The sequence below is a fragment of the Streptomyces xanthophaeus genome (assembly GCF_030440515.1).
Taxonomy (GTDB): domain Bacteria; phylum Actinomycetota; class Actinomycetes; order Streptomycetales; family Streptomycetaceae; genus Streptomyces; species Streptomyces kutzneri.
The window spans coordinates 988755-1013049 of the sequence record NZ_CP076543.1 but is presented as its reverse complement, the minus strand read 5'-3'; the positions used below and the strand labels follow the sequence as shown (position 1 = coordinate 1013049).

The window sequence follows — 24295 nt, the reverse complement described above, 5'->3', positions numbered from 1 at the left end:
CGGTCGATGCCTCCCGGCCTCGGACGGCCGAGGACGGTGCGCCGGGCACACGGTGGAACCGGGCGTGGCGCGGGAACGTGCGGGGCCGGCGGGTGACCGGTCCGCCGGAGTTCCCGGGCCGGCCCCGCGGACAGTGGGGCAGACTGCCGGACCTGCCCCGGCGGCTCGTACGTCCCCACGCGCGCGCTCGTCCCCCCGCGCGCGCTCGTCCCCGCGGGCGCGCTCGTACCCGCAGCGGCGATGCAGCCGCCGTACGCCCGGCAGTTGGGGCCCGTGGCCGCACGCGGGCACGGGCCCCAGGGGCGGCCGCGTCACCACGCCGAGGCCGCCCGTCATCTCAGGCATGTCTCGCAGGCCACACGTAGAGTGACGGGATGTTAGCCCCTGACCGGGATTCCCATGGGTCCTGGTGGACCCTCTGGAGCCCTTGGAAGGTGTCTGTGTCGGAAGCGGTGGAGTACGACGTAGTGGTCCTCGGCGGGGGGCCGGCCGGTGAGAACATCGTCGACCGGACCCGCGCCGCCGGGCTGAGCACGGCGCTCGTCGAGAGCGAACTGGTGGGCGGCGAGTGCTCGTACTGGGCCTGTGTCCCGAGCAAGGCGCTGCTGCGCCCGGCGCTGGCCCGGGCCGACGCCCGCCGGGTGCCCGGCCTGGCCGGTGCCGTCCAGGGTCCCCTGGACACGGCGGCGGTGCTCGCGCACCGCAACTACTGGACCGGCGACTGGAAGGACCAGGGCCAGATCGACTGGATCGACTCGATCGGCGCCCACGTGTACCGGGGCCACGGCCGGCTCTACGGGGTCCGCAAGGTCGCCGTCACCAGCCCCGAGGGCGAGCACCACATCCTGTCGGCCCGGCACGCGGTGGTCGTCGCCACCGGCACCCGGGCCGTGATCCCGGACCTCCCCGGGATCGCCGGGGCCCGCCCCTGGACCAGCCGTGAGGCGACCTCCGCGCAGGAGGCCCCCGGCCGGCTGCTGATCGTGGGCGGCTCGGTGGTGGCCGTCGAGATGGCCACCGCCTGGCAGGCCCTCGGCTCGCAGGTCACCGTCCTCGCACGCGGCTCCGGGCTGCTGCCGCGGATGGAGCCCTTCGCGGGGGAACTGGTCGCCGACGCGCTGCGCGAGGCCGGGGCCGAGGTCCGCATCGGGGTGTCGGTGGAGGCGGTGGTGCGGGACGGCTCGACCGGCCCCGTCAGCGTGGTCCTGGAAGGCGGCGAGACGGTGGAGGGCGACGAGCTGCTGATGGCGACGGGCCGCGCGCCGCGGACCGAGGACATCGGGCTGGACACCGTCGGCCTGCCCGCCGGCCGGTGGATCGACGTGGACGACACCTGCCGGGTGCCCGGGCACGACTGGCTGTACGCCGTCGGGGACGTCAACCACCGTGTGCTCCTCACCCACCAGGGCAAGTACCAGGGGCGGATCGCGGGTGCCGTGATCGCCGCCCGCGCGGCCGGCACCCCGCTCGACACCGCGCCCTGGGGTGCGCACACGCCGACCGCCGACATCCGCGCCCTCCCGCAGGCGGTCTTCACCGATCCGGAGGCGGCCGCCGTGGGCCTGACCCTGGCCGAGGCCGAACGGGCCGGGCACCGGGTGCGCGCGGTCGACTACGACATGTCCAAGGTCTCCGGCGCCGGTCTGTACGCCGACGGCTACAAGGGCCGGGCCCGGATGATCGTCGACCTCGACCGTGAGGTCCTCCTCGGGGTGACCTTCGTCGGCCCCGGCGCCGCGGAGATGATCCACGCGGCCACCATCGCGGTCGCGGGGGAGGTCCCGGTCCAGCGCCTGTGGCATGCGGTGCCGTCGTTCCCGACCATCAGCGAGGTCTGGCTGCGGCTTCTGGAGACCTACCGGGGGTGAGGTCACGGAGTCCTGGACACGGCCCGGCCGCGCCGCACGGCGCAGCCGGGCCGTTCCGTTGCCCTCGCTGCGTCCCGGCCCCGGACCGGCGTGCGCGGGAACGGAGTTGACCGGCCGTCACGGCGCGGGAGATGGCGTGAAGCAGACGTGCAACCTTGATCGATATTAGGTTAGCCTTACCTCAATTTCTCGACTCCTGTGCCTGAAAGGTGCTCCAGTGATGCGTGCTGCCTCCCTGCCCCGTACCGCCGCCCGTGCGGCCGTCGCCGCCTCCGCCGCCGTCGCGCTCGCCGTCGGCGCGGCCGGCTCCGCCTCGGCCGCCACCTCGACGCGTACGGTCACCGACGGCGCCACCACCTTCAACCTCAGCCTCACCGCGCCCTCCTCCGCCGCCGCGGCCGGCCAGAACGTCACGGTCACCGGCAGCGGATACAACACCGCCAAGGGCGTATACGTGAGCCTCTGCGCCGTCAGCGGCGCACCGGGCGCGAGCAAGCCCACCCCCTGCCTGGGCGGTTCGGACCAGTCGGGCACCACCGGGGCCTCGCACTGGGTCAACGACATCTTCGGCGGGACCCTGGCCAACACCTCCAGGTTCGGTACGGGCGGCACCTTCAGCGTCACCATCCACGTCAAGGCCGACCTCGGCGGCGGCCAGATCTGCGGCGAGACGGTCGAGTGCGCCGTCGTCACGCGCGCCGACCACTTCAACTCCTCGAACCGCAAGTACGACGTCCACGTCCCGGTGACCTTCAACTGATCCCGCTCCGGGACCGATTCCCCGACCCGTCGACGAGGAAGCCATGACACCCCGACACCCCCTCACTCCCGGTCGCGCGGGCGCCGCATCCGCCGCGCTCGCGCTCGTACTGGCCTCGGCAGCCACCGGAAGTCCCGTAGCGGCAGCCGGGGGTGAGGGGACCGACGTACCGCAGGGCACTGTCGCGTACCGGTCGGTGGCGCAGTTCACCACGGCGGGCAAACCCCGTGACCTGCTGCTGCACCCGGACTCGAAGAAGCTGTACGTCGGTTCGGACGACCTGCCCGAGACCGCCGACGTGAACGAGAGCGGACTGCACGCCCTGGACCCCGCCGACGGCAGGGTGCGCAGCACCGTCGGCCAGGCGCCCGGGCCCACCGGCACGCTCGGCCGGCGGGCGGTGCGGCAGCTGCTCGCGCCGCTGCCCGGTGACGGGGCGGTGTTCTTCTATCCGCTGCGCGGCATCGGCAGCGCGAAGGACGGCGACGCAGCCGCGGCGGGCGCGTGGGTGCCGGGTGCGGCCGTCACCCACGCCACCGCCGGGCTCACCCCCTCGACGGTGCTGGTCGCGCAGGGCCCCGTACTGTCGGAGGTCGACACCGCGACCGCCGCCGTGAAGCGCTCCGTCACGCTGGAGGGCGGGGACACGTTCGCGGTCGACGCGGCGCGCGGCACGGTGTGGTTCACGGACATCGGCAACCGCCGGATGTACCGGATCGACGCGGCCACCTTCCAGGTCGCCGCGACCGTCGAACTTCCGGACGGCGAGGGATTCGGCGGGTTCACGGAGGTGGATCCCGAGACCGGCGCGGTGTGGGTCGGGCTGGACACCTCCGTCGTCGTCCACGACGCGGCGGGCAAGCGGCTGGGCACCCTCCGGGGCGCGGGCACCGACATGCCCCGCGCGGCGGGTTTCGACGCCACCACGCACGAGGCCTTCGTCGTGTGGCAGGACGCGGGGGACACCTCGCAGCCGGGCAGCGACGACGACGGAAAGCTGACCGTCCACCGCACCCGCGACCTCCAGGAGGTCGCGAAGCCGGTCGTACTCCCCGGAATGCACGTGCAGTTGGGCAGCGCGGCCGTCGCCGTCGCGCCCGGCGGCGCGGCCGTCTTCGTATCGGACCCGGTCCACGGCCGGATCACCCGGCTGGAGCGGGCGACGTCCCCGAAGGTCACCGGGAACCCGGCGGACCAGGCGGTCGCAGCCGGCTCGCGGGTCTCGCTCACGGCCGAGGCCGAGGGAACCCCGAAGCCCACCGTCGCCTGGCAGGTCAGCACGGACGCGGGCCGGACCTGGCAGGCCGTGGCGGGCGCCACCTCGCCGACGTACACGTTCACCGCGGCGCTCTCCGACAGCGGCCGCCGCTACCGGGCGGAGTTCGGCAACGACGTCGGCGTGGGCCGTACCGCTGCCGCGACCCTCACCGTCACCATCGCGGACCCCGCGGCGGGAGGCAAGGGCGACGGCGGATCCGCCACGACCGGGGGCACCGGCGGGACCGGTTCGACCGGCTCCACCGGCTGGGCCGGGAGTGCGACAGGTGGTTCCGACGGCGGCTCCGGTGGCGCGGGCGGCTCCGACGGCACGTCCGGGACATCCGGCAGGTCCGGCACCCCCGGGAGTGTCGGCGGCGGTTCGGCCGGTGCCACGGTCGGCGGCGGCGATCACACCGCTCCCGGCGCCGGCGGCGCACTCGCCTCCACCGGAGTGGCCGTGGCCTCCCTCACCGCGAGCGCCGTCGTGCTCACGGCCGCCGGGTGGGTGCTGACGCGCCGCGCACGGCCGCGCAGCACCGGCTGAGGGCCGGCAACCCGCAGCGGGCGGGCGGTGGTTCGGCGTGTTGAATGGGTGCCCACCCTCTCTTGACCAGAGACGAAGGAGACACCGCACGTGATCGTGATCGCCCACCTCAGCGACGTCCATCTCGACGGTGACCGGCGCGCGGCCGACCGCACCCGCGCCGTCATGGAGTACCTCGACGCCCTTCCGTACGACCTGGACGCCGTACTCGTGAGCGGGGACATAGCCGACCACGCCGAGGACGCCGAGTACGAGGAGGCCGCCAAGCTCCTGCGCTCGCGTCACCCCCTGGTGGTCTGTCCCGGCAACCACGACGAGCGCGCCGCCTTCCGGCGCGGCCTGCTGGGGGAGGGGTCCCCGGGGGAGTCCCTCGCCGGCGGGCCCGTCGACCAGGTGCTGCGTGGCGAGGGCTTCGTCCTCGCCGTGTGCGACTCGTCCGTTCCCGGCGAGCACCACGGCTTCCTGGAGGAGTCCACCCTGGCCTGGCTGGACGGCGTACTGACCGACACCCCGCAGAAGATCCCGGTCCTGGTCGCCTTCCACCACCCGCCGGTACCGCTCAACACGCCGTACGTGGACGAGATCCGCCAGTTCGGGGAGGAGCGGCTCGCCACCCTCGCCGAGCGGCACCCGCACCTGACCGCTTTCCTGTGCGGGCACGCGCACACCGCCGCGGCCACCACCTTCGCGGGCCGGCCGGTGCTCGTCGCGCCCGGGGTGGTCTCCACGCTCCGGCTGCCCTGGGAGGCGCCGACCGGGTCCTCCGAGCACGTGCACCTCGACGAGCCGCCGGCCGTCGCCTTCCACGTGATCGGCGACGACGGCCGGCTGACGACGCACTACCGGGTGGTCATTGCCCGCCGGTAGGTACGTCCGTCACGGGTCCGCGTGAGCTTGCCCGAGGTGATCAGATAGCGCCGCAGCGCCGAGCAGTCCTCGTGCACGGTCCGCAGCGCATCGTTCACCTCGGGCTCCGTGTACTCCCGGTCCGCGGTGAAGAGGGTCTGCGCGAGGTGGTCGAGCAACTGCTCGCGCCGGGCGACCTTGCGCGGGATCACGGTGAGGCGGCCACCGGAGAAGAGGTCGGAGACGTCCCGTCGTGCCGGGCGCGGGTGCGGGGCGGCGGCGGACTGCGTGGGCTGGTGTTCGGTGCTCTGGGACATGTCGGCGAGCTTCGTCCGTCCGAGCCCGTGACGGCAACGCATTTTCCGCTCGGGGGCGTTCGGCCCGGCCGCCGACAAGAAGTGACGGTCACTCATCTCACTGAGGTGGTTCCGCCAGTACGCCGCGCCGACGACAACCGCCTACGGAAGAGCGTCGCCAGATCCGACGTCGCCCGACCCCAGCCCCGCGGAAACGGCTGCTACCGCCTCGGCGACTTCCGAGGTCACCACCCGACAGTCGGCCTCGACCAAGAACGGCGGCTGACGTTGCCTGATGCGGCACTGGTCGCCCGGTTGGAAGCGCGGATGGCGAGGATGGAACCGGGCCACATGGTGGTCGCCGAGACCAACTTCATGATCGCAGCCATGGGCGAGCGAAGACGGAGATCAAAACGGAACCGGCAGCCCGGCCTCGCGCAGCTGAGACAGGGCTGTGGACATGCATTGCTGCACAGTCCTCCCATCGGCACGCATGCCATGCTCCAGGGGACCCCCACTGGCGGCGAACGTCCAGGCCGGCGCGTTGTCGGCCACCCTCTCGGCGTCCACCCTGATCATGGCGTTCACGCCCTGCTCACCCAGCCATTCCAGGATGAGGAGCGTCACGTCCTCGATGCCACTGTCCTGACCGATCTTTGGCCAGCGGCCCCGGTTTCCTGTCATTGCCCAGACTCTACCGAGACGTCCGAAGCAGTCGGCTTCCAGCCGCCGGGTCAGGAGGCCCAGTTCGGAGAAGCAGGCATGCTCCTGGATGCGGCCGGTCGCCGACCCGCCCGGTCCCGGATTCCTCGGGGACCGGGCGGGTTCGAACGGGGGCGCAGCGGGTCAGGGACCGACGGTGATCTGCTGCGCCGGGTCGGTGGTGTCGGTCACCTTGTAGACCGCGTTGAAGGTCGAGGTGGTCGCGCTCGTCGGGCAGCCGAACCCGCCGGTGACCGTGACCGGTACGGAGACGTTCGTGAAGGTCAGCGTCGACGGAGCACCGTTGACCCAGGTGCCGCCGACGTTCGCCGGGGCGGTGGGGGCGGCGGTGACCGTACAGGAGGCGAGCCCGCTCGTCTGGACCACCAGACCGCCGACCGGCAGACCCATGGTGGCGGTGATCGGGGCGCCGTCCTGCATCGACACCGACCAGGCGCCGCTGGTGGTGATCGTGGGCGTCACTCCCCACATGCTCGAGGTGCACGAGCTGTACGTGGGGGCCGAGATCGGCGAGGACACCGGCCCGGCCGGGTTGCTGTTGCCGGGGGCCCCCGGCACGCTGCCGGTGGCGACGGAGACCGTACAGGTCACGGTGACCGAACCGGCCTTGAGGGTGGCCTTCCCGCTGAGGGTGGCCTTGAACGCGTGCCCGGCCGGGGTGACGGTGGTCGACCCGGCCAGCGGTAAGGGGGCGGCGGAGGCGGTGACCGAGGCGAGCGCGATGGCTCCGGCGACGGCGGTCCCGAGGGCGAGCGCGGTGCGCGTACGGCTCATGGCTGTGCTCCTTGGGGATCGTGGTGCGGGGTGGGGGGAGAGGGCGCGGCGACGGCGGACTCCGCGTTCCCGGCATCCGCGGCTTCCCCGGCTTTGCCGGTGCGCCGGGCGGCGTGCGGCTGCCAGGCGAACATCAGGCCGCCGCCGAGGATGCCGAGCAGGGTGCCGATCAGGAACCCGCCGAGGTTCGACAGGACCAGAGCGGCGGTAGCGATCAGGGTGGTGAGGACACCCGCGAGAGAACGCTGAGCGGGAGAGAACCAGGCGGTGAGCCCGAGCACGATCATCACGATGCCCATCAGGACGGACGGGATCCCCGCCACCCCCTGCTGGAGCATGATCTTCAGTGGTGCCAGCGGCAGGACGCAGATCCACGCCCCGGCCAGGACCGCGAACAGCCCGCCCCAGAAAGGTCTGCTGCGCCGCCACCGCCGCCAGCGCCGCAACAGGTTCAGAAGCATTCCTTCTTGCCCTTGCTGACGTCCATGCTGAGCCCGGAAAGCTTGAAGGTGCCGGCGTTCGTCGCCCACGCCGTCTGCTGGAGACCGGTGATGCTGACCGTGTCGGCCTGCTGGGCGAAGAGGTCCTGCATCCCCTGGGCCTCGGCCGGACCCTTGTCGAGGGTGGAGGCGTCGCGCCCGATCTCGATGTTGCTGAAGACGGCGTCGCCCGAGAGCTGGGTGGCGTCGACGAAGAGGTTGCTCGCCTCGACCGGGGACTTGTCCCCGGCGGTGAGGTTGAGCGAGATGTCCCCGATCACCGGGAGCGAGGTGACCACGGACTGGCAGAGGCTGTGGAGCTTGGCCTCCCGGATGGCGGTGACGGCCACCGGGATGAGCTCCTGGCGCGCATTGACGTCCACGCTGCCGTACTGGGCGAAGCCCTCGCCCTCCAGGCTGCTCGCCGACACCTTGAACTGCTGTCCCGACACGGCGAACGAGGCGGCCAGCACGCCCTGCGCGAGGGCGATGCCGAGGCCGGCGGTCACGGCCACGGCGGGGATGGTCAGGACGGCGAACCGGCGCCAGCGGACACGGCCGGAGTCATCGTCGGAAGGGTCGGATAAATAGGGGGAACCGGTCATGAGAACGTCCCTTATATCGGCTGTGCACCGTTGTTACCGACGAGTTGAATGTAAGAGTGCCAATGGGGGTTGGCAAGGTTGTGCGAGTGCACCCTTTGAGCCGACTCCTACTGCTCCGTACGCAGCAGTTCGGCGACCTCCGTGTCCACCCGCCGGGCCATCGCCCGCGCGAACTCCGTGGCCACCACCTCACCGGCCACCGGTCGCAGAGCCGCCACCGCCGCCGTGATGTGCTGCAGCTGCGTGGCCGAAAGTCGCTCCAGACCCTCCGTGCCCGCGGGGCCGTCCGCGCCAGGCGAGCCCGCCGAGTCGTCCGTGCCCGCCGCGCCGTCCATGCCCGCTGAGCCGTGCGTGCCCGCCGCGTCGATCACGTACCGCCGGAACAGCCCCACGAACCGGTCCGCGACCGCCGCCGCCTGTGCCTGTACGAATTCCCCGGCATCCAGGATCTCGGCGAGCGGCACCCCCTGCCGCACCAGCGCCAGCGTCGACTCCAGCAGCCGGCGGTTCGGGTACGTGACCAGGTCCCCGTCGATCGTCACGTAGCCGAGCTCCGCCGCGCGCCGGGTGTCCGCGGCGGTCGCCGTCGGACCGAACAGCTCCCGCAGTTCGCCGCGGGAGAGCGTCACCGGCTCCTCCTGGACCCAGTCCCGGGTCATCTCCCGTTCCAGGCCAAGCAGTTGGGACAGTCCGCCACCCTGCTCCCACGCGTGCAGCAGCTCGGCGATGCCGTTGACCGTGTAGCCGCGCCCCAGCAGATCGCTGATCAGCCGCAGCCGGGTCAGGTGATCGTCGGAGTACCAGGCGATCCGGCCCTCCCGGCGCGGTGGCGGCAGCAGCCCGCGCTCCTGGTAGTAGCGCAGGTTGCGCACCTTGACGCCGGCCGCCCGGGCCACGTCCTCGCGGCGGTAGCGCCCGCCACCGCTTCCGTCCTCCACCTGGCTGCTCACGCGCCAGAGTGTAGGAGCTACCGGCAGGTCACATGGGCCGCGGGCGATCCTGCTTGACCGCCCGCAGGACCACGAACTTCGGCTCGCTCGCGACGACTTCGCTGTTGCCGAACAGCCGGCGCAGATGGGTGTGGTAGCCCATGTGCCGGTTGGCGACGATCCACAGCTCGCCGCCCGGGCGCAGCACCTTGCGCGACTGCGCGAACATCCGCAGCGCCGTCGCGTCCGTCGTGGCCTGGTGGGAGTGGAAGGGCGGGTTGCTCAGCACCAGGTCCACGGAGGCGGGGGAGACCATCGCGACCCCGTCGCCGACGTGGAACTCGGCGGTGCGCCGGCCCTCGCGGATGTTCGCCCGGTAGGTCGCCCGCGCCGAGGCGACCGCCTGGTAGGACTCGTCGGTGAACACGACCTCGGCGTCCGGGTCATGGGCCTGGACGGCCGTGCCGACGACGCCGTTGCCGCAGCCCAGGTCCACGACCCGGGCACCGTCGGTGTTGGTCGGCAGGTTCTGCAGGAAGAAGCGGGTGCCGACGTCGAGCCGGTCGGCGCAGAAGATCCCGGCGTGGTTCACGACGGACAGGCCGGAGGCCGACCCGGCGTCCTCGTCCACCGTGTACGTCAGCGGCCAGGGCCCGGCGGACGTGGGGCGGGTCGCCCCGGGGGTGCCCGGCGTGCAGAAGATCAGCCGTGCCTTCTTCTCCGCGAGCGAGGTCTTCGTCGGGCCGAGGATCTTCTCGAAGAGCCGCAGCGTGGAGGTGTGGATCTCCTTGACCATGCCGGTGCCGACGACGACGGTGCCCGCGTGCACGTGCGGGGCCAGCCGGTACAGCTGGTCCTCCAGCAGCGCCAGGCTCTTGGGCACGCGCACCAGCAGGACGTCGATCCGCTCGGGCGGCGGGTCCTGGGTGGTCAGCAGGGTCACCGTCGACTTGGACGTCCCGATGCCGGCCCGGTCCAGGTTCGCGGCGGTGGCGGCACGGGTGAGCGCGGAGTCGGTGATCTGCGTCGGGTGGTACGCGGCGAGCGCCGTCGTCAGCGTCCCCCAGCGGTCCCCGAGCACGACGATCCGGCCGGCGGCGGCCAGGTCCACCGGGCCGCGTTCCCCCGTACCGGAGTCGAGGTGGCGCAGCAGGTACTCGTCGGCGGCGTCCCAGGCGCGGAGCCGGTCGCGCGGGTCCTCGGGGAAACGGGTGAGCTCGTAGGAGCCGAAGGGTGTGGTGAGGCGGTTCATATGGGCCCCAGGCTATCCGAGCCGGAGGCCCGACCCCGCATGTGCGGGGCCGGGCGGCGCCCTACTCGGGGAACTCTCCCGCCATGGCGGCAGCCATCCGCAGGTGCGGACGGGCCTCGGCGGCCCGGCCGAGACGCTCCAGGGTGCGACCGAGCATCAGCTGTGCGTAGTCCTCCACCGGCCAGCGTTCCAGGATGGCCCGGAGCTCGCCCTCGGCCCGGGAGAGCTGGGCGGAGTGGTAGTAGGCGCGGGCCAGCAGCAGCCGGGGCGCCAGCTGCTCGGGGGCCTCGACCGCCAGCGCCTCCAGGATGCGGGCGGCCGTCGCGTACTCCTTCGCGTCGAAGAAGAGCTGGGCGCGCGCCCAGCGCTCGGCTGCCGTCCCGTGCTCGAAGTACGTCGTCGGCGCGTTCATCGCGTCCCTTCCGCCGTTCAGGTGATCTGTCCGACCCCTCCAACACGCCTTGGCGGTGGAACATTCCGCCCTCCGCCGGTACCGCCTCGGGGCTAGGTTGTCCACATGAGCAATCTCGATCGCCAGCCCGCTCTCTCCGCCTGCGGCGGCCGCGGCTTCGTCGTGGCCGAACCGGTGCGCGAGCTCCTCAGCCCGCGCACGGTCAAGCTCGGAGAGTCCACCGAGGTCCGCCGACTCCTGCCCAACCTGGGCCGCCGCATGGTGGGCGCCTGGTGCTTCGTGGACCACTACGGCCCGGACGACATCGCCGACGAGCCCGGCATGCAGGTCGCGCCGCACCCGCACTCCGGGCTGCAGACGGTGAGCTGGCTGCACGAGGGCGAGGTGCTGCACCGCGACAGCGTCGGCAGCCTGGAGACGATCCGGCCCCGGGAGCTGGGCCTGATGACCTCCGGCCGCGGCATCAGCCACTCGGAGGAGAGCCCGCGCCCGCACGCCCGCTTCCTGCACGGCGCCCAGCTGTGGGTGGCCCTGCCGGACGCCCACCGCAACGTGGAACCGCACTTCCAGCACCACGCCGACCTCCCGCGGGTGACGGCCCCGGGCCTGACGGCGACGGTCATCCTGGGCACCCTGGACACGGCCACCTCGCCGGGCACGGCGTACAGCCCGATCGTGGGAGCGGACCTGACCCTCGCGTCGGGCACCGAGACCCGGCTCCCGCTGGACCCGGACTTCGAGTACGCGGTCCTGTCGATGTCGGGCGAGGCCCACGTCGACGGCGTCCCGGTCCTCCCGGGCTCGATGCTCTACCTCGGCTGCGGCCGCACCGAACTCCCCCTGCGGGCGACCTCGGACGCGAGCCTGATGCTCCTGGGCGGCGAGCCGTTCGAGGAGGAGATCGTGATGTTCTGGAACTGGATCGGACGGTCACACGATGATATCGCGCAGGCCCGAGAAGACTGGATGAACGGGTCGCGATTCGGTGAGGTGAAGGGCTACGACGGCCCTCCGATTCCGGCCCCAGAGCTTCCCCCAACCCACCTGAAGGCGCGAGGAAGGGTGCGTTGACCTGCTGGTTTGTGCGCGCGAGGGCTGGGTGTGGTAATCGTGCCCGGCCCTCCGGTTTTGGTTTCGCAGGGGAGGCTGTCGAATGCGGGGCGAGAGCCTTCGGCGCCGACGGTCGAGTCTCATGTGTCGCAGGCTGTAACCAGGTTTGGTCGGACGAATGCTGACCTTTTGCTGACTTTACTGACGAGTAGTTAGATCTGGTTGCCGGTTACGTCGCCGCCTCTTGGTAGTCAAGGGCGATGGTGGTCGCCGCCGGGCCGTCGCCTCCCACCACCCTGGCGGCGAACCCGGCCGGGGTCTGCGATCCATGGATGAGGGGGGGCGGGTTAGTGCGCGGCGGGTGTTGTGCACAAGTGACAAGACATTGCTCGGCCGGTCCTCTTCGCCGGGCGGAGCTGGAAACGTCGTGTGAGAGCGGGAAGCCTACGGCTCCGATGTGACGGGGCGCTCCAGTGGAGTGCCCTCTTTGAGGAATCGGGTGACCGCGTCCATGCGGTCGGAGAACCCGACTGGTGTGTGGTCCGCCAAGAGGTCGAGGTGATCGGCGGGCTAGACTTGGGGGTTGCCCTTCAGCAGCACGAGGCGCTGGTCGAAGGCGTAGTCCGCGCGCTCGATGCGCTGCACGAGCGACAGAGCATGCTCCAGGCCCTGCTCAGAGCCGCCGACGGCCTGCACCAGGACTGTTCGCTTGGGCAGGTTGACGCGCGCGGTGGGGCGTACCGTGGCGCCGCGGGGGAGCTCCACGGTGGGGCGCCGGTCGTAGGCGATGCGGGCATCGTCGAGGTACGCGTAGAACTGACGCACGAGCTTGCTGTCCCGGTCAGGGGCTGCGAGCCATCGCAGCCCGTCGGTGGTCAGCATCGCACTACTGATGTCCGATACGAGCGTCGCCGCCTGTTGCAGGGGCCGGCGGCCAACGATTCGTCCGTCCACTTCGCTGAGGCGGAATGCGCTGAGTGTCTCGGTCCAGGCGGTCGCTGCTCGGGTTGGGCCCCAGACGTCGACTCCGGCATCGGCCAAGCGAGAAACCGTGGTGCCGCCGTCGCTGGCCAAGGCGTCGTCTCCGGACACGCGGAGAAGGACGGTCAGGCCGTCTCCGTCAGCGAAGTACGAGCGTCCTGTGAGTGCGACGGATCCCGGGCGGCCTGCCGGTGCGATGTGCCAGCAGCGCAAGTCCTCGGTGAGGCGCGGATCGAGGGGGGGAGGCGCTCATGGGTATTCCTCGAATCCCTCTAGCGTCGGGGCCGGCATCGGCGGCGTGGGCGGAAACCAAACGTAGCCTGCGGAGATGTCCATCTTGCATTCCAGGACGAAGTCCCTGACGACGCGGTCGTGCTCTTCATCCATAGAGGTGAGCGTCGCATTGGCGATCGGGTCCGGCGCGTGACGGATGTCGTCCGGGGCGTAGACGTCCCGGTTGCCTCGCTGTTCGCTCCACCTGTGTTTGTGCGTGCGATTGATGAATTGCTCGCCCGTTTCACGGTCGAGGTGTGTCCCCCGAACATCGAGGCGCCGGAGGACCGTGCGGCTTCCGGGGTGGAGGAGTATCAGGCTGTACTCCCACGGCTTGTCGAGGCCTATTCGGAAGCGGAGGTCGAGGCGGCAGGAGAGATCGGTGCGGACAGGAGTGTTCGCCTCGACGTGGATAGGGGAGTACGCGCGACGCGGAGCATTCTTCTGTTTCCACCGGAACGGAAGGTGGAGAGCGCCTCCGACCTTGCCCCCGAGGATCTTGTCGGCCAGGGCATCGATCATCACGTCGTCAGGGTCCATGCACTCCCCCCTCAGCATCGAGACGACGAACATAGAACCAGCACCACGGGATTGATAGTGGAACGGATCAACGTCTTGCGTCTTCCTCAAGGTCTTCGGCCACACCCCGCGCGAGCCTCCACCGCTCCAGCAAGCCATCGACGGCCTGGGCTCGGTCGACGCGGAGGGCGGTTCCTCTGTGCGTCGGCGCTGGCAGCAACTTGCCGACCGGGTTTCGGAAGTCTGCGCAGTCGCCGTGACAGCCGCCGACACCAGAGAGCCGCGCCGTATGGCTCAGCAGATTTTTCGTCTGCTGGTGGTACACGCGCCACACCCGTCCTGAGCAGGCAAAATGAAGCAATCTACCTTCGATGGCTCGGTACTGGCCCGCATCTGGCCCGGATCGTGGTCGTGGGGGAGCCCAGGCCCCGACCTGGGGCCCGACGCCCTCGCGTTGGGGCTCCAGCGCCCGATGGCGGACACGTCACTGACCAGGTCGTAGACCCGGGCGGCGCGGCATCGACCCAGCCGTGCCGGGTGAAGGTGAAATCCGATGTGTCCAGGACCCGCTGTTGCCTATCCACGCCAGGGTCAGGCTGTGCGGTCGGGCCCCGCCCATACTCGGATCCATGAAAGCAAAAGTGCGGCTCGGGGAGTTCCTGCAGACGCGGCGATCCCAGCTGCAGCCGGAGGATCTCGGGATACCCGACTACGGCGAGCGGCGCCGGGTGCAGGGTCTTCGACGCGAGGAGCTGGCGTCGCTGGCGGGTGTCAGCGTGTCCTACTACACCCGGCTGGAACAGGGGCAGTCCCTGAACGCCTCACCGCAGGTGCTGGACGCGATCGCACGGGCCCTGCGGCTGGAGGAAGCCGAGCGCCTGCACCTGCAGAACCTGGCCCGATCCTCGGCCACGGGCTCGGTACGAGGCCGCCGGCCCGCCCCGGAGCGGGTGACGGAGGCGACCGGCCAGCTGCTGGAGGCACTGGTCCACGTCCCGGCCATCGTGACCGGCCGCCGCAGTGACGTCCTGGCATGGAACCGGCTGGGCCATGCGCTGTTCGCGGGACACTTGGACCCGGACGCCTTGGACCGACCGGCGGAGCGGCCCAACATGGCCCGGCTGGTGTTCCTCGATGCGCACACCCGTGACCTGTACGCCGACTGGCCGGCGAAGGCCAGGGCCGTGGTGGGGAATCTGCGCCTGGTGGCGGGCCGGCACCCGGACGACACCGCGCTCCATGCGCTGGTGGGCGAACTGAGTGCGAAGAGCGCGGACTTCGCCTCGATGTGGGCCGACCACCGCGTCACGGCCTGCGCCGTCGCGACCTACGAGATGCGGCATCCGCTGGTCGGCCCGCTGACCGTCACCCAGCAGACCCTGAGCCCAGGCCAGGACCCGGATCAGGGGCAGAGCATCGTGGTCGCCACCACCGAGGCCGACTCGCCCGCGCGGACCACCCTGGCCCTCCTCGCCCAGGTCACCCCGCAGCACGACCCGGCGCGCCCGGGAGTCCGGGCCGGGTCCGGCTGACCCGGCCCACACCATCGGACGCCGCACAGACGTCCGCGAGTGCCCATCCGTCCCTCCACTCGCCCCGGTACGAGCGGCCACCGGCCGCCCCTCCCTGAAGCCATCCCCAACCCCCGCGCGTCGGCGTACCGCTGCCGCATGCCCGAAAACAGTGAAGGAACCATGTTCAAGAACACGTACACGTGGTCCAAGACCGCCACGGCAGCAGCCGTCGTACTGACCGCGGCAGCGGTCCTCGCGGCCACCCCCGGCGTCGCGTCAGCCCTCTCCGCCCCGCTGAGCTGCGCACGCATCGCCGCGCACTTCGACCTGGCCCGGCACCAGACGCCGGAGAACATCGCGCTGGCTCCCGACGGCAGCGCGTACGTCACCTTCGCCGCCGCCCGCCAGGTCGCCCGCATCACCCCCGGGGGATCCACCCGGATCCTGGCCACCCTGCCCGCACCCGCCGACGGCGGCATCCACACCCCGGTCCTGGGCTTCGCCCTGACCACCGGCATCGTCCGTGCACACGACGGCACCCTGTACTTCCTGTACGCCACCGGCACCTCCGAACTGACCGGCCTGTGGCGCCTGCGCCCCGGCGGCACACCGCAGCGCATCGCCGCGCTGCCCGCGGCCGGCCTGCCCAACGGCCTGGCCCTGGACCCGCGGACCCGGACCCTCTACGTCACCGACTCCGTCCTCGGCACCATCTCCAGTGTGCCCACCACCGGCGGCACCCCCCGCACCTGGTCCGCCGCCCCCGAACTGGCCTCCACCGGATTCCTCGGCGCCAACGGGCTGAAGATCCGGGGCGGGGCGCTGTGGGTCACCAACCTCGACCGGGGCGTCGTCCTCCGCATACCCGTCCAGCGCGACGGTCGCGCCGGCCAGGTCCAGACCCGGGCCACCGGCCTGGCCGGGATCGACGACTTCGCCTTCACCGGCCACGGCGACCAGATCCTGGCCGCCCTCAACGGCCCCGGCGAGGTCGCCCTCGTCCAGCCCGACGGCACCCACTCCACCGTCCTGACCGCCGCCGACGGCCTGCAGAACCCCACCTCCATCGCCCTGCGCGGCGACACCGCCTACGTCCTGAGCGCCGCGTACGTCACGGCCAAGGACCCCAACCTCCTCCTGGCCCACCTGAACGGCTAGCCCCAATGTCGTGAGGGTCCATCAGGATTCATGGCACTCGCCACCCGCCGTTGCGGCCGGTGCGACGGTCCCCGCAGCCGACACCACATCGGCCGAGGCGCTGATCGCGGTTCTTGGAAACGTTCGGTGCTTGGCCGCGGCATCGCTACGCCTCCGAGGGTGTGGCCGGCCGCGTCGCGTAACGGTGGCGCATGGCGTCGCTGGCTGCGGGGCCTGCGGTGAAGACGTAGGTGTCGCTGTCGTCGAGCCGGCGGCCGGTCTTGGCGTCGACGACGACGGGCTCGACTTCCTCGCCGCTGTGCGCGTTGACGAGGATCATGCTGCGTTCGGCCGGTGTGAGGCGGGAGTTTCCCCACGCGGCCAGGGCGACGATCACCGGTCGCAGGGAGTGTCCGAGTTCGGTGAGGACGTACTCGTGGCGCACCGGGTTGGTCTGGTAGGGCCGGCGCTCCAGTAGTCCGTCCGCGACGAGGGTTTTAAGCCGGGTGGTGAGCATGCTGGAGGAGATGCCCAGGCTCTCCTGGAACTGGTCGAAGCGGGTGTAGCCGTCGAAGGCGTCGTGGAGGATCAGCAGCGTCCACCACTCGCCGACGTGTTCCACCGTCGTGGACAGCGGGCATTCCCGGTCCTCCAGCCTGATCCGGCTTGCCAAGGCGACCATCCCCTCAGTTACTGCTAAAGTCGAAGTTAGTGACTTCCATTTTAGCAGTAACAAGGGATGGGGCGCCCTCTGCGCCCCGCACCCGGGAACGGAGCACAGCGTGACCGTATCCATCAGCGAATCTCTCGAAGGCCGGCGCGCTCTGGTCACCGGAGGCACCAAGGGCACTGGAGCCGCCATTGCCCGGCGTCTCGCCCAGGCCGGCGCGACCGTACTGGTCACCGCCCGCAGCCGCCCCGACGACGTGGAGGAGAAGACGTTCATCACCGCCGACCTGTCCACCGCCCAGGGCGCCGCAGACGTAGCCGCCGAGGTGGGGGCCCGCGTGGGAGGCGTCGACATCCTGGTCAACACCCTCGGCGGGTCCGAGGCACCGGCCGGCGGGTTCGCGGCGCTCGGAGAGGACGACTGGGCGAGGGAGCTGAACACGAACCTGCTGGCCGCCGTTCGTCTGGACCGCGCGCTCCTGCCGCACATGATCGCCACGGGCAAGGGCGCAGTCGTGCACGTCACCTCGATCCAGCGCCGCATGCCGCTGTGGAACGGAACTCTGGCCTACGCCGCAGCCAAGGCCGCCCTGACCACCTACAGCAAGGGCCTGGCGAACGAGGTCGCCCCGCACGGCGTCCGCGTCAACACCGTCTCGCCCGGCTTCGTGCAGACCTCCGCCGCCGACAACCTCATCGCCCGGATCGCACAGGAGGCAGACATCACCCAGGAAGCCGCGCTGGGCCGGCTCATGGACTCCCTGGGCGGCATCCCTCTCGGCCGCCCCAACCGGCCCGAGGAGGTCGCCGAGCTCGTCGCCTTCCTCGTCTCCGACCGCGCCTCGGCCATCGTCGGCGCCGAACACGTCATCGACGGCGGCACCACCCCCACCGTCTGAACCCGCCACCACACCGAGGAACGTCATGCACGACAGCCAGCCCCGAACCATCACCCCGGACACCCTGCCCGAGGTGATCACCCGCTACCTCACAGCGCACCGCGCCCACGACACCGCAACCGCAATCGCGGCGTTCACCCGCGAAGCCACGGTGATCGACGACGGCAACACCTACGAGGGCAACAAGGCGATCGAGGGGTGGCTCGGCCGATCCGCCACCGAATTCACCTACACCATCCACCTCGCGAACGCTCAGCAGACCGACGCGACCCACTACATCGCCACCCACCACCTCGAAGGCAACTTCCCCGGCGGCACCATCGATCTGCGCTACCAGTTCGCACTCCGTGGCAACCTCATCGAACGCCTTGTCATCGAGCCCTGAGTCCGCTCACCTGTTGCCGCCTGCGCGACAAGCCCCGCTCACCCAGGGGCGCCCCTCCCAGCCGTGCCCAGTATCCGCCCGACCGCCGGGCCAGCCCGCGGTGCTGCCCGCCGGACTGGACGTAGCCGTAGACCTCATGACTGGTCTGGAGCCCGTTCACGACGGGCGGTTCGCTCGTGGAGGTCAGCCGCCTGGAGATACTCGATCGTCGCCTCGGTGTCCGACGTGATCTCGGCGAGCTCCCGGGCAGACGGTCTCACTTGGCTCTGACATCGAAGTCATCAACGTCGACAGGCTCCCGCTCCACTTCGACGCCGAGCTGCCGCGTGTGCCCGGGGCCCGTGACAGCCCGGCTCGAGTGGCACTGGCGTCGGGCCAAAACATCCCGGTCAGTCTGGAAGGGTTGGCCCGGCGCAAAACCTGTGCCGGAACGCGTACCACCTCCGTCGACCGGGAGAGAAGCATGACCATCAAGGACATCGGGCCCGAACCTCAGAGTTTCGACCTCGAGCAGGCGACGCTGGAGAACACCAGCTACCGCTCGGTCGCCTGGTCCGGGAAGTACCTCCAGCTGACCCTCATGTCGATCCCGGTGGGCGAGGACATCGGCCTGGAGGCGCACCCGGAGACCGACCAGTTCCTCCGGCTCGACGCGGGTCGCGGCCGCGTTCAGATGGGCAGCGCGAAGGACCGCCTCGACTTCGATCAGGAGGTCGAGGACGGCTGGGCGGTCTGCGTACCCGCCGGCACGTGGCACAACGTCACCAACACCGGGGACGAGCCCATGCAGCTCTACGCCGTCTACGCCCCGGTCCACCACGCCCCGGGCAAGATCCACGCAACCTTCGCCGACGCGGAAAGCGACGAAGGGTCGGGCAACGACGAACCCCCGACCTGGTCGGTCCAGCCCACCCACCACTCCGCGGACAAGCACGCCTGACCACAGTGGGGACCCAGGAGAACAGACGAGCACCAGGTCGCTGACCTGGGCTCCGCTATGGAGCGGATGCCGGACCCGGATCGGCTTCCGGCACACGATCCGCTGACCGGGTCCGGTCGGTCCTCGCGGTATGCACCGCGCGTGGCGCCGGTTGCCGCGCAGTCCTCCCGCGACGACACCGCAAGCCCGGTCCCCCTCACCCAGAGGGAGCCGCCGATCGCCGGCGGGTGGCACGCGAGGCGCCATCGCGGCCTCAAGGCGCTGGCCGACGTCGGCGCGGCCCGGGAGGTGCTCGGCGGCGATCGTGGGCGTCGCCACCTCGGGCCGTATCCGCCCCGCACGACCACGTCCACCCGCTGCACCCCGCGCTCCGACCGGGCGGACCCAGTCCGGTCCCAGTCCTGTCCCGGTCAGGGACGGGCCGGGCCGGTTCCCGCGAGCACCTCAGGGCGCAGCAGGGAGGTGAGCCGCTCGGCCGGCAGCAGCCCCCGTTCCAGGACCAGCTCGGCCACGCCCCGGCCGGTGGCCAGGGCCTCCTTGGCGATGTCGGTGGCGGCGGTGTATCCGATGTGCGGGTTCAGGGCGGTCACCAGGCCGATGGAGTTCTCGACGGTGGCGCGCAGCATCTCGGTGTTGGCGGTGATGCCGCTCACGCAGCGTTCCGCGAGGGTGAGGCAGGCCGCGCGCAGGTGAGTGACGGACTTGGACAGCGAGTGCAGGATGACCGGCTCGAAGGCGTTGAGCTGGAGCTGTCCGGCTTCGGCGGCCATGGTGATGGTGATGTCGTTGCCGATGACCTCGAAGGCGACCTGGTTGACGACCTCGGGGATCACGGGGTTGACCTTGCCGGGCATGATGCTGGAACCGGCCTGGACCGGGGGCAGGTTGATCTCGCCGAGTCCGGCGCGGGGCCCGGAGGACAGCAGGCGCAGGTCGTTGCAGGTCTTGGACAGCTTGACGGCGACGCGCTTGAGGACGCCGGACATCTGGACGAAGGCACCGCAGTCCTGGGTGGCTTCGACCAGGTCGGGAGCGGTGACCAGGGGCAGGCCGGTGATGTCGGCGAGGTGGCGGCGGGCGGCCTCGGCGTATCCGGCCGGGGCGTTGAGACCGGTGCCGATGGCGGTGGCGCCGAGGTTGATCTCGTGGATCAGTCCGAGGGCCTCCGCGAGTCGGCTGCGGTCCTCGTCCAGCATGACGGCGAAGGCGGAGAACTCCTGTCCGAGCGTCATCGGCACGGCGTCCTGGAGCTGGGTGCGGCCCATCTTCAGGACATCGTGGAACTCGGCGGCCTTGCGGGCGAAGGCGTTCTGCAGGACGGCCATGGCGTCGAGGAGACCGCGCACCGCGAAGACGGTCGCGATCCGCACGGCGGTCGGGTAGACGTCGTTGGTGGACTGGCCGAGGTTGACGTCCTCGTTGGGGTGCAGGTGTCCGTACTCCCCCCTGGAGTGGCCCAGCAGCTCCAGCGCCCGGTTGGCGATGACCTCGTTGGCGTTCATGTTGGTCGAGGTGCCGGCGCCGCCCTGGATCACGTCGACGACGAACTGGTCGTGGAGCTCGCCGCCGCGGATCTCCTGGCAGGCGGCGACGATGACGGCCGCCTTCGTGGGCTCCAGCAGGCCGAGTTCCCCGTTGGCGAGGGCCGCGGCCTCTTTGACGGCGGCGAGGGCGTCGATCAGGTGCGGGTAGGTGGAGATGGGCGTGCCGGTGATGGGGAAGTTCTCGGTGGCGCGCAGGGTGTGGACGCCCCAGTAGGCGTCGGCGGGGACGTCGCGGTCTCCGAGCAGGTCGTGTTCGGTGCGGCTGGAGGCGGTCAAGGCGATCACGGGTGTACGGATCCTCTTCCTGAGGTGAGCGGATCGAAGGTGGGGAGAGGGGCAGGCGGGTGTCAGGCGGTTGCGGTGACGGGGGCGCCGGGCGGGTTCAGGGCCGCTACCGGCCGGATGCCGCCGACGGTCCGGCCGCCACCGGTGACGGGCTCGCCCGTGAACCCGGCGAGCAGCCGGGGCTCGACTCCCGCACGTGCGAGGGCGGCGGCCGTCACTGCCGTACGCGCGCGGTCGGCCCCGTCGGCGACCTTCACGGCGACGGCCCGGCCGTCGGGCAGCGCGGCCACCTGGACGCCCTCGAAGCCGTCCTTGGCCAGCAGCCCGGGCACCGCGCGCATCAGTGCGGCGGTGTCCCGCCCGGTACCGGAGGCCATCTCCGGGTTGAGGCGCAGTGCGTTCGCCACACGGTGCTCGGCGGTGTCCGGGGCGGCGGTGGCGATGCGGGCGGCGGCGCGGGCCAGGCCGTGCAGGGACACCGCGAACAGCGGGGATCCGCAGCCGTCGACGGTGACATTCGCGATGTGCTGGCCGGTGAGCTCCTCGACGACCTCGGCGATCGCCCTCTGGAGCGGGTGGTCCGCGTCGAGGTAGCTCTCCGGGGGCCACCCGGACAGCTTGCACAGGTACAGCATCGCCGCGTGCTTGCCGGAACAGTTCTGGGCGAGCCGGGACGGCCCGCGGCCCTCGCGCAGCCAGGCGTCGCGGACGGCCGGGCCGTAGGGCAGGTCGGGGACGTTGCGCAGGTCGGCCTCGGTGAGACCGGCCAGCTCCAGGACCAGCCGGACACCCGAGAGGTGGTGCTCCTCGCCGGAGTGACTGCCCATCGCGAGGGCGAGCAGGGCTCCGTCGAGCGGCAGGCCGGCCCGCACCATGGCGACGGCCTGGACCGGCTTGAGTGCCGAGCGTGGATAGCAGGCGGCCTCGATGTCTCCGATGCTGGTCCGGACCTCGCCCTCGCCGTCGAGGACGGCGACGGAACCGTAGTGGACCCCCTCGATCATGCCGCCCCGCATGACGTGGGCGACGGGGGCGTGCCGGGGCTCGCGGATCGCGGGCGCGTCCGCGGGGAAACTGCTGCGCATCACTGCCTCGTTCTGTGGTGGGTCGCTGCTGACAGGGGGTGGCGACCGGCACCCCCGGGCGCAGGCGGACGGGCGGGCGCCCGGCTCAGCCGTCGCTCCGGGCGGCGGCGCGCGCCACGCGGCCGCGGACCGCGTACCAGCCGGCGACCAGCGCCGCGGCGATCAGCGGTACGCACAGCACGGTGGTGCGCCCCGCGCCTCCGTCGGCGTACATGAGGACCAGGACGGAGGCGAGGAAGGCCAGCGTCACGAGTTCGGTCCAGGGGGAGCCGGGCAGGCGGTAGGAGGGGCGGGTGAGTTCACCGTTGCGGGTCTTCCGCCAGAAGAGGAGGTGGCAGACCATGATCATGCCCCAGGTGGCGAGGATGCCGATCGCGGCGAGGTTGAGGACGATCTCGAACGCGTCGGCGGGGACCACGAAGTTGAGCCCGACGCCCAGGACGCACATGCCGCTGGTGAGGAGGATGCCGCCGTAGGGGACCTGGGTGCGGCTGAGCCGTGCGGTGAACTGCGGGGCGGAGCCGTTGACGGCCATCGAGCGCAGGATGCGGCCGGTGGAGTAGAGGCCGGAGTTGAGCGAGGACATGGCCGCGGTGAGGACGACCAGGTTCATCACGTCGGCGGCCGCCGGGACGCCGATGTGGGAGAGCACGGTCACGAACGGGCTCTGGCCCGCGCTGTAGCTGCTCCAGGGCATCAGCATCGACAGCAGGACGACCGAGCCGACGTAGAAGAGGCCCACGCGCCACATGATCGAGTTGATCGCCTTCGGCATGATCTCCTCGGGCTTCTCGGTCTCGCCGGCCGTGACGCCGACCAGTTCGACGGAGGCGTAGGCGAAGACGACGCCCTGGATGATCAGCAGCATGGGGAGCAGGCCGTTGGGGAATATCCCGCCGTTGCCTGTGATCAGGGCGGGGCCGGGGACGGCGCCGTCGACGGGGTGCCGGGTCGCCAGGAGGAAGATCGCGATCCCCATGAAGACGACCAGGGCGCCGACCTTGACGATGGCGAACCAGAACTCCAGTTCGCCGAAGATCCGCACCGAGATGAGGTTCACGGTGAGGACCACGGCCAGGGCTATGAGGGCGATCACCCACTGGGGGACATCGGAGAACAGGTGCCAGTAGTGGGTGTATGTGGCGACGGCGGTGATGTCGGCGATGCCGGTGGTCGCCCAGTTGAGGAAGTACATCCAGCCCGCGGTGTACGCGCCCTTCTCCCCCATGAACTCACGGGCGTAGGAGACGAAGGCGCCGGAGGACGGCCGGTACAGGACCAGCTCGCCGAGAGCGCGCACGACGAGGAACGCGAAGATCCCGCAGACGGCGTAGGCGATGAACAGGGAGGGCCCGGCCTCGGCGAGGCGTCCGCCCGCGCCGAGGAAGAGCCCGGTACCGATCGCGCCGCCGATGGCGATCATGTTGACGTGGCGGGGTTTCAAGGACTTGCTGTAGCCGGTGTCACCGGCGTCGACGTGACGGGTCGTGGGGCGCTTCTCGTCTTTGAGGAACTGCTCGCTCACGCCTCGGGTCTGCCTTCTGTAGGGGCGGTCGTGCGCTGGGAGCGCACGATGTCGGTAAGGGTCGTCTCGACCCGGAGCAGGTGGTGGGACATGGCCTCCACCGCGTCGTGCTCGCTGCCGTCGGCCAGCGCCTCCAGGATCGCCCGGTGCTCGCAGTTGGACTGCTCGCGCCGGCCGCCCAGTTCGTTGAGGAAGGTCGACTGACGCGCCAGTGCGTCGCGGATCTCCTCGATGACGCGGCGGAAGACGGGGTTGCGGGAGGCCTCGGCCACGGCCAGGTGGAACACGGTGTCCATCGCCACCCACGCGGTGGTGTCGGTCTCCTGCTCCATCCGGTCCAGCAGATGGCCCAGGTGGTCCAGGTCCTCGGGGGTGCGGCGCAGCGCTGCGTACCCGGCGACCGGGATCTCGACGTGCCGGCGCACTTCCAGCAGGTCGCTGGCGGCGTAGTCGCCGAAGGTGGGCTCATCGACCGTGTTCGCCAGGACGAACGTGCCCTTGCCGCTCTTGGACACGGTCAACCCCATGGCCTGCAGGGCCCGGAGGGCCTCCCGCAGCACGGGTCGGCTGACCTCCAGGGTGCGGCACAACTCGGCTTCCGAGGGGAGCTTGTCGCCCACGGCGTACTCACCGCGCTCGATGGCGCTGCGCAGGTGGCCGAAGACCGCTTCCATGGCACTGACGCGCCGCGGAAGGGGGCCACCTGTCTGGCTGTCTGACAGGTTCACGGTGTGATCCTGG

Annotated in this window: 25 protein-coding genes; 10 read left to right on the top strand and 15 right to left on the bottom strand. The window is 71.1% G+C overall.

Annotated features, from left to right (window positions below):
* The first annotated feature begins 440 nt into the window (after positions 1 to 440).
* The 4 genes from KO717_RS04440 to KO717_RS04425 all read left to right on the top strand — a co-directional run bounded on the left by KO717_RS04440 (position 441) and on the right by KO717_RS04425 (position 5299).
* Positions 441 to 1868 carry a dihydrolipoyl dehydrogenase family protein gene (locus KO717_RS04440; protein WP_437184625.1) on the top strand — a complete coding sequence of 476 codons (1428 nt, stop codon included), beginning with the start codon at positions 441 to 443 and terminating at the stop codon, positions 1866 to 1868.
* Positions 1869 to 2088: 220 nt separating this feature from the next.
* A complete protein-coding gene (locus KO717_RS04435) occupies positions 2089 to 2628 on the top strand; it encodes a hypothetical protein (RefSeq protein WP_301364541.1) in 540 nt (179 codons plus the stop codon).
* Between the two features lie 43 nt (positions 2629 to 2671).
* Positions 2672 to 4432, top strand: a complete 1761-nt coding sequence (locus KO717_RS04430) for a hypothetical protein (protein ID WP_301364540.1) — start codon at positions 2672 to 2674, stop codon at positions 4430 to 4432.
* A 90-nt stretch (positions 4433 to 4522) separates the two neighbouring features.
* Complete coding sequence (locus KO717_RS04425; protein ID WP_301364539.1) at positions 4523 to 5299, top strand: metallophosphoesterase; 777 nt, start codon at positions 4523 to 4525, stop codon at positions 5297 to 5299.
* Here the strand turns inward: KO717_RS04425 and KO717_RS04420 are convergent.
* From KO717_RS04420 to KO717_RS04385, 8 genes are all read right to left on the bottom strand, one after another.
* Positions 5272 to 5595, bottom strand: coding sequence for a DUF2087 domain-containing protein (locus tag KO717_RS04420; RefSeq protein ID WP_301364538.1), 324 nt, complete (start codon positions 5593 to 5595; stop codon positions 5272 to 5274). The genes KO717_RS04425 and KO717_RS04420 overlap by 28 nt on opposite strands.
* Before the next feature lie 387 nt (positions 5596 to 5982).
* Positions 5983 to 6258, bottom strand: coding sequence for a hypothetical protein (locus KO717_RS04415; RefSeq protein WP_301364537.1), 276 nt, complete (start codon positions 6256 to 6258; stop codon positions 5983 to 5985).
* Positions 6259 to 6420: 162 nt separating this feature from the next.
* Positions 6421 to 7071, bottom strand: a complete 651-nt coding sequence (locus KO717_RS04410) for a hypothetical protein (RefSeq protein WP_301364536.1) — start codon at positions 7069 to 7071, stop codon at positions 6421 to 6423.
* On the bottom strand, positions 7068 to 7532 hold the full coding sequence (locus KO717_RS04405) for a DUF6114 domain-containing protein (RefSeq protein WP_301364535.1): 465 nt from the start codon (positions 7530 to 7532) through the stop codon (positions 7068 to 7070). The genes KO717_RS04410 and KO717_RS04405 overlap by 4 nt, the downstream gene beginning before the upstream one ends.
* On the bottom strand, positions 7523 to 8155 hold the full coding sequence (locus KO717_RS04400) for a DUF6230 family protein (protein WP_301364534.1): 633 nt from the start codon (positions 8153 to 8155) through the stop codon (positions 7523 to 7525). The genes KO717_RS04405 and KO717_RS04400 overlap by 10 nt, the downstream gene beginning before the upstream one ends.
* 107 nt (positions 8156 to 8262) lie before the next feature.
* On the bottom strand, positions 8263 to 9105 hold the full coding sequence (locus KO717_RS04395) for a MerR family transcriptional regulator (protein ID WP_301364533.1): 843 nt from the start codon (positions 9103 to 9105) through the stop codon (positions 8263 to 8265).
* A gap of 28 nt (positions 9106 to 9133) precedes the next feature.
* On the bottom strand, positions 9134 to 10336 hold the full coding sequence (locus tag KO717_RS04390; RefSeq protein WP_301364532.1) for a methyltransferase: 1203 nt from the start codon (positions 10334 to 10336) through the stop codon (positions 9134 to 9136).
* A 61-nt stretch (positions 10337 to 10397) separates the two neighbouring features.
* Entirely contained in the window at positions 10398 to 10748 is a 351-nt protein-coding gene (locus KO717_RS04385; protein ID WP_301364531.1) for a tetratricopeptide repeat protein, read from the bottom strand.
* A gap of 105 nt (positions 10749 to 10853) precedes the next feature.
* Here KO717_RS04385 and KO717_RS04380 point away from each other — a divergent pair, with 105 nt between their 5' ends.
* A complete protein-coding gene (locus KO717_RS04380) occupies positions 10854 to 11819 on the top strand; it encodes a pirin family protein (RefSeq protein ID WP_252310434.1) in 966 nt (321 codons plus the stop codon).
* Positions 11820 to 12368: 549 nt separating this feature from the next.
* On the opposite strand, the gene KO717_RS04375 is transcribed toward KO717_RS04380, so the two are convergent.
* Complete coding sequence (locus KO717_RS04375) at positions 12369 to 12890, bottom strand: hypothetical protein (RefSeq protein WP_301364530.1); 522 nt, start codon at positions 12888 to 12890, stop codon at positions 12369 to 12371.
* A 138-nt stretch (positions 12891 to 13028) separates the two neighbouring features.
* On the bottom strand, positions 13029 to 13625 hold the full coding sequence (locus KO717_RS04370) for a hypothetical protein (RefSeq protein ID WP_301364529.1): 597 nt from the start codon (positions 13623 to 13625) through the stop codon (positions 13029 to 13031).
* A gap of 575 nt (positions 13626 to 14200) precedes the next feature.
* Here KO717_RS04370 and KO717_RS04365 point away from each other — a divergent pair.
* Positions 14201 to 15103, top strand: coding sequence for a helix-turn-helix domain-containing protein (locus KO717_RS04365; protein ID WP_301364528.1), 903 nt, complete (start codon positions 14201 to 14203; stop codon positions 15101 to 15103).
* A gap of 138 nt (positions 15104 to 15241) precedes the next feature.
* Positions 15242 to 16243, top strand: coding sequence for a hypothetical protein (locus KO717_RS04360; RefSeq protein WP_301364527.1), 1002 nt, complete (start codon positions 15242 to 15244; stop codon positions 16241 to 16243).
* A gap of 145 nt (positions 16244 to 16388) precedes the next feature.
* Here KO717_RS04360 and KO717_RS04355 read toward each other — a convergent pair whose 3' ends face one another.
* Complete coding sequence (locus KO717_RS04355) at positions 16389 to 16904, bottom strand: winged helix-turn-helix transcriptional regulator (protein ID WP_252310438.1); 516 nt, start codon at positions 16902 to 16904, stop codon at positions 16389 to 16391.
* Between the two features lie 100 nt (positions 16905 to 17004).
* On the opposite strand from KO717_RS04355, the gene KO717_RS04350 reads away from it, so the two are divergent.
* The 3 genes from KO717_RS04350 (at position 17005) to KO717_RS04340 (ending at position 19115) form a co-directional block, all read left to right on the top strand.
* The gene (locus tag KO717_RS04350) at positions 17005 to 17790 is read left to right on the top strand and encodes an SDR family oxidoreductase (protein ID WP_301364526.1); all 786 of its coding nucleotides are present in this window, start codon (positions 17005 to 17007) and stop codon (positions 17788 to 17790) included.
* 25 nt (positions 17791 to 17815) lie between these two features.
* Positions 17816 to 18175 carry a nuclear transport factor 2 family protein gene (locus KO717_RS04345; RefSeq protein ID WP_301364525.1) on the top strand — a complete coding sequence of 120 codons (360 nt, stop codon included), beginning with the start codon at positions 17816 to 17818 and terminating at the stop codon, positions 18173 to 18175.
* A 463-nt stretch (positions 18176 to 18638) separates the two neighbouring features.
* Positions 18639 to 19115, top strand: coding sequence for a cupin domain-containing protein (locus tag KO717_RS04340; protein WP_301364524.1), 477 nt, complete (start codon positions 18639 to 18641; stop codon positions 19113 to 19115).
* A gap of 410 nt (positions 19116 to 19525) precedes the next feature.
* On the opposite strand, the gene aspA is transcribed toward KO717_RS04340, so the two are convergent.
* From aspA to KO717_RS04320, 4 genes are all read right to left on the bottom strand, one after another.
* Positions 19526 to 20935 (bottom strand): aspartate ammonia-lyase, encoded by a 1410-nt coding sequence (aspA, locus tag KO717_RS04335; protein ID WP_073772927.1) that lies wholly within the window; start codon positions 20933 to 20935, stop codon positions 19526 to 19528.
* A 71-nt stretch (positions 20936 to 21006) separates the two neighbouring features.
* Positions 21007 to 22029, bottom strand: a complete 1023-nt coding sequence (locus tag KO717_RS04330; protein ID WP_073796632.1) for an asparaginase — start codon at positions 22027 to 22029, stop codon at positions 21007 to 21009.
* An 85-nt stretch (positions 22030 to 22114) separates the two neighbouring features.
* Positions 22115 to 23554: an amino acid permease gene (locus KO717_RS04325; RefSeq protein ID WP_266782094.1), complete on the bottom strand. Its 1440-nt coding sequence runs from the start codon at positions 23552 to 23554 to the stop codon at positions 22115 to 22117.
* Positions 23551 to 24282, bottom strand: coding sequence for a FadR/GntR family transcriptional regulator (locus KO717_RS04320; RefSeq protein ID WP_073796630.1), 732 nt, complete (start codon positions 24280 to 24282; stop codon positions 23551 to 23553). Before KO717_RS04320 ends, KO717_RS04325 begins: the two co-directional genes overlap by 4 nt.
* Positions 24283 to 24295 lie beyond the last annotated feature (13 nt).

Bases quoted from the DNA above. Each gene is read 5' to 3' on its own strand.
- KO717_RS04435 (WP_301364541.1), top strand. From the start codon at position 2,089: ATGCGTGCTGCCTCCCTGCCCCGTACCGCCGCCCGTGCGGCCGTCGCC.
- KO717_RS04430 (WP_301364540.1), top strand. From the start codon at position 2,672: ATGACACCCCGACACCCCCTCACTCCCGGTCGCGCGGGCGCCGCATCC.
- KO717_RS04420 (WP_301364538.1), bottom strand. From the start codon at position 5,595: ATGTCCCAGAGCACCGAACACCAGCCCACGCAGTCCGCCGCCGCCCCG.
- KO717_RS04415 (WP_301364537.1), bottom strand. From the start codon at position 6,258: ATGACAGGAAACCGGGGCCGCTGGCCAAAGATCGGTCAGGACAGTGGC.
- KO717_RS04410 (WP_301364536.1), bottom strand. From the start codon at position 7,071: ATGAGCCGTACGCGCACCGCGCTCGCCCTCGGGACCGCCGTCGCCGGA.
- KO717_RS04405 (WP_301364535.1), bottom strand. From the start codon at position 7,532: ATGCTTCTGAACCTGTTGCGGCGCTGGCGGCGGTGGCGGCGCAGCAGA.
- KO717_RS04400 (WP_301364534.1), bottom strand. From the start codon at position 8,155: ATGACCGGTTCCCCCTATTTATCCGACCCTTCCGACGATGACTCCGGC.
- KO717_RS04390 (WP_301364532.1), bottom strand. From the start codon at position 10,336: ATGAACCGCCTCACCACACCCTTCGGCTCCTACGAGCTCACCCGTTTC.
- KO717_RS04385 (WP_301364531.1), bottom strand. From the start codon at position 10,748: ATGAACGCGCCGACGACGTACTTCGAGCACGGGACGGCAGCCGAGCGC.
- KO717_RS04380 (WP_252310434.1), top strand. From the start codon at position 10,854: ATGAGCAATCTCGATCGCCAGCCCGCTCTCTCCGCCTGCGGCGGCCGC.
- KO717_RS04370 (WP_301364529.1), bottom strand. From the start codon at position 13,625: ATGTTCGTCGTCTCGATGCTGAGGGGGGAGTGCATGGACCCTGACGAC.
- KO717_RS04365 (WP_301364528.1), top strand. From the start codon at position 14,201: ATGAAAGCAAAAGTGCGGCTCGGGGAGTTCCTGCAGACGCGGCGATCC.
- KO717_RS04360 (WP_301364527.1), top strand. From the start codon at position 15,242: ATGCCCGAAAACAGTGAAGGAACCATGTTCAAGAACACGTACACGTGG.
- KO717_RS04355 (WP_252310438.1), bottom strand. From the start codon at position 16,904: ATGGTCGCCTTGGCAAGCCGGATCAGGCTGGAGGACCGGGAATGCCCG.
- KO717_RS04345 (WP_301364525.1), top strand. From the start codon at position 17,816: ATGCACGACAGCCAGCCCCGAACCATCACCCCGGACACCCTGCCCGAG.
- KO717_RS04340 (WP_301364524.1), top strand. From the start codon at position 18,639: ATGACCATCAAGGACATCGGGCCCGAACCTCAGAGTTTCGACCTCGAG.
- KO717_RS04330 (WP_073796632.1), bottom strand. From the start codon at position 22,029: ATGCGCAGCAGTTTCCCCGCGGACGCGCCCGCGATCCGCGAGCCCCGG.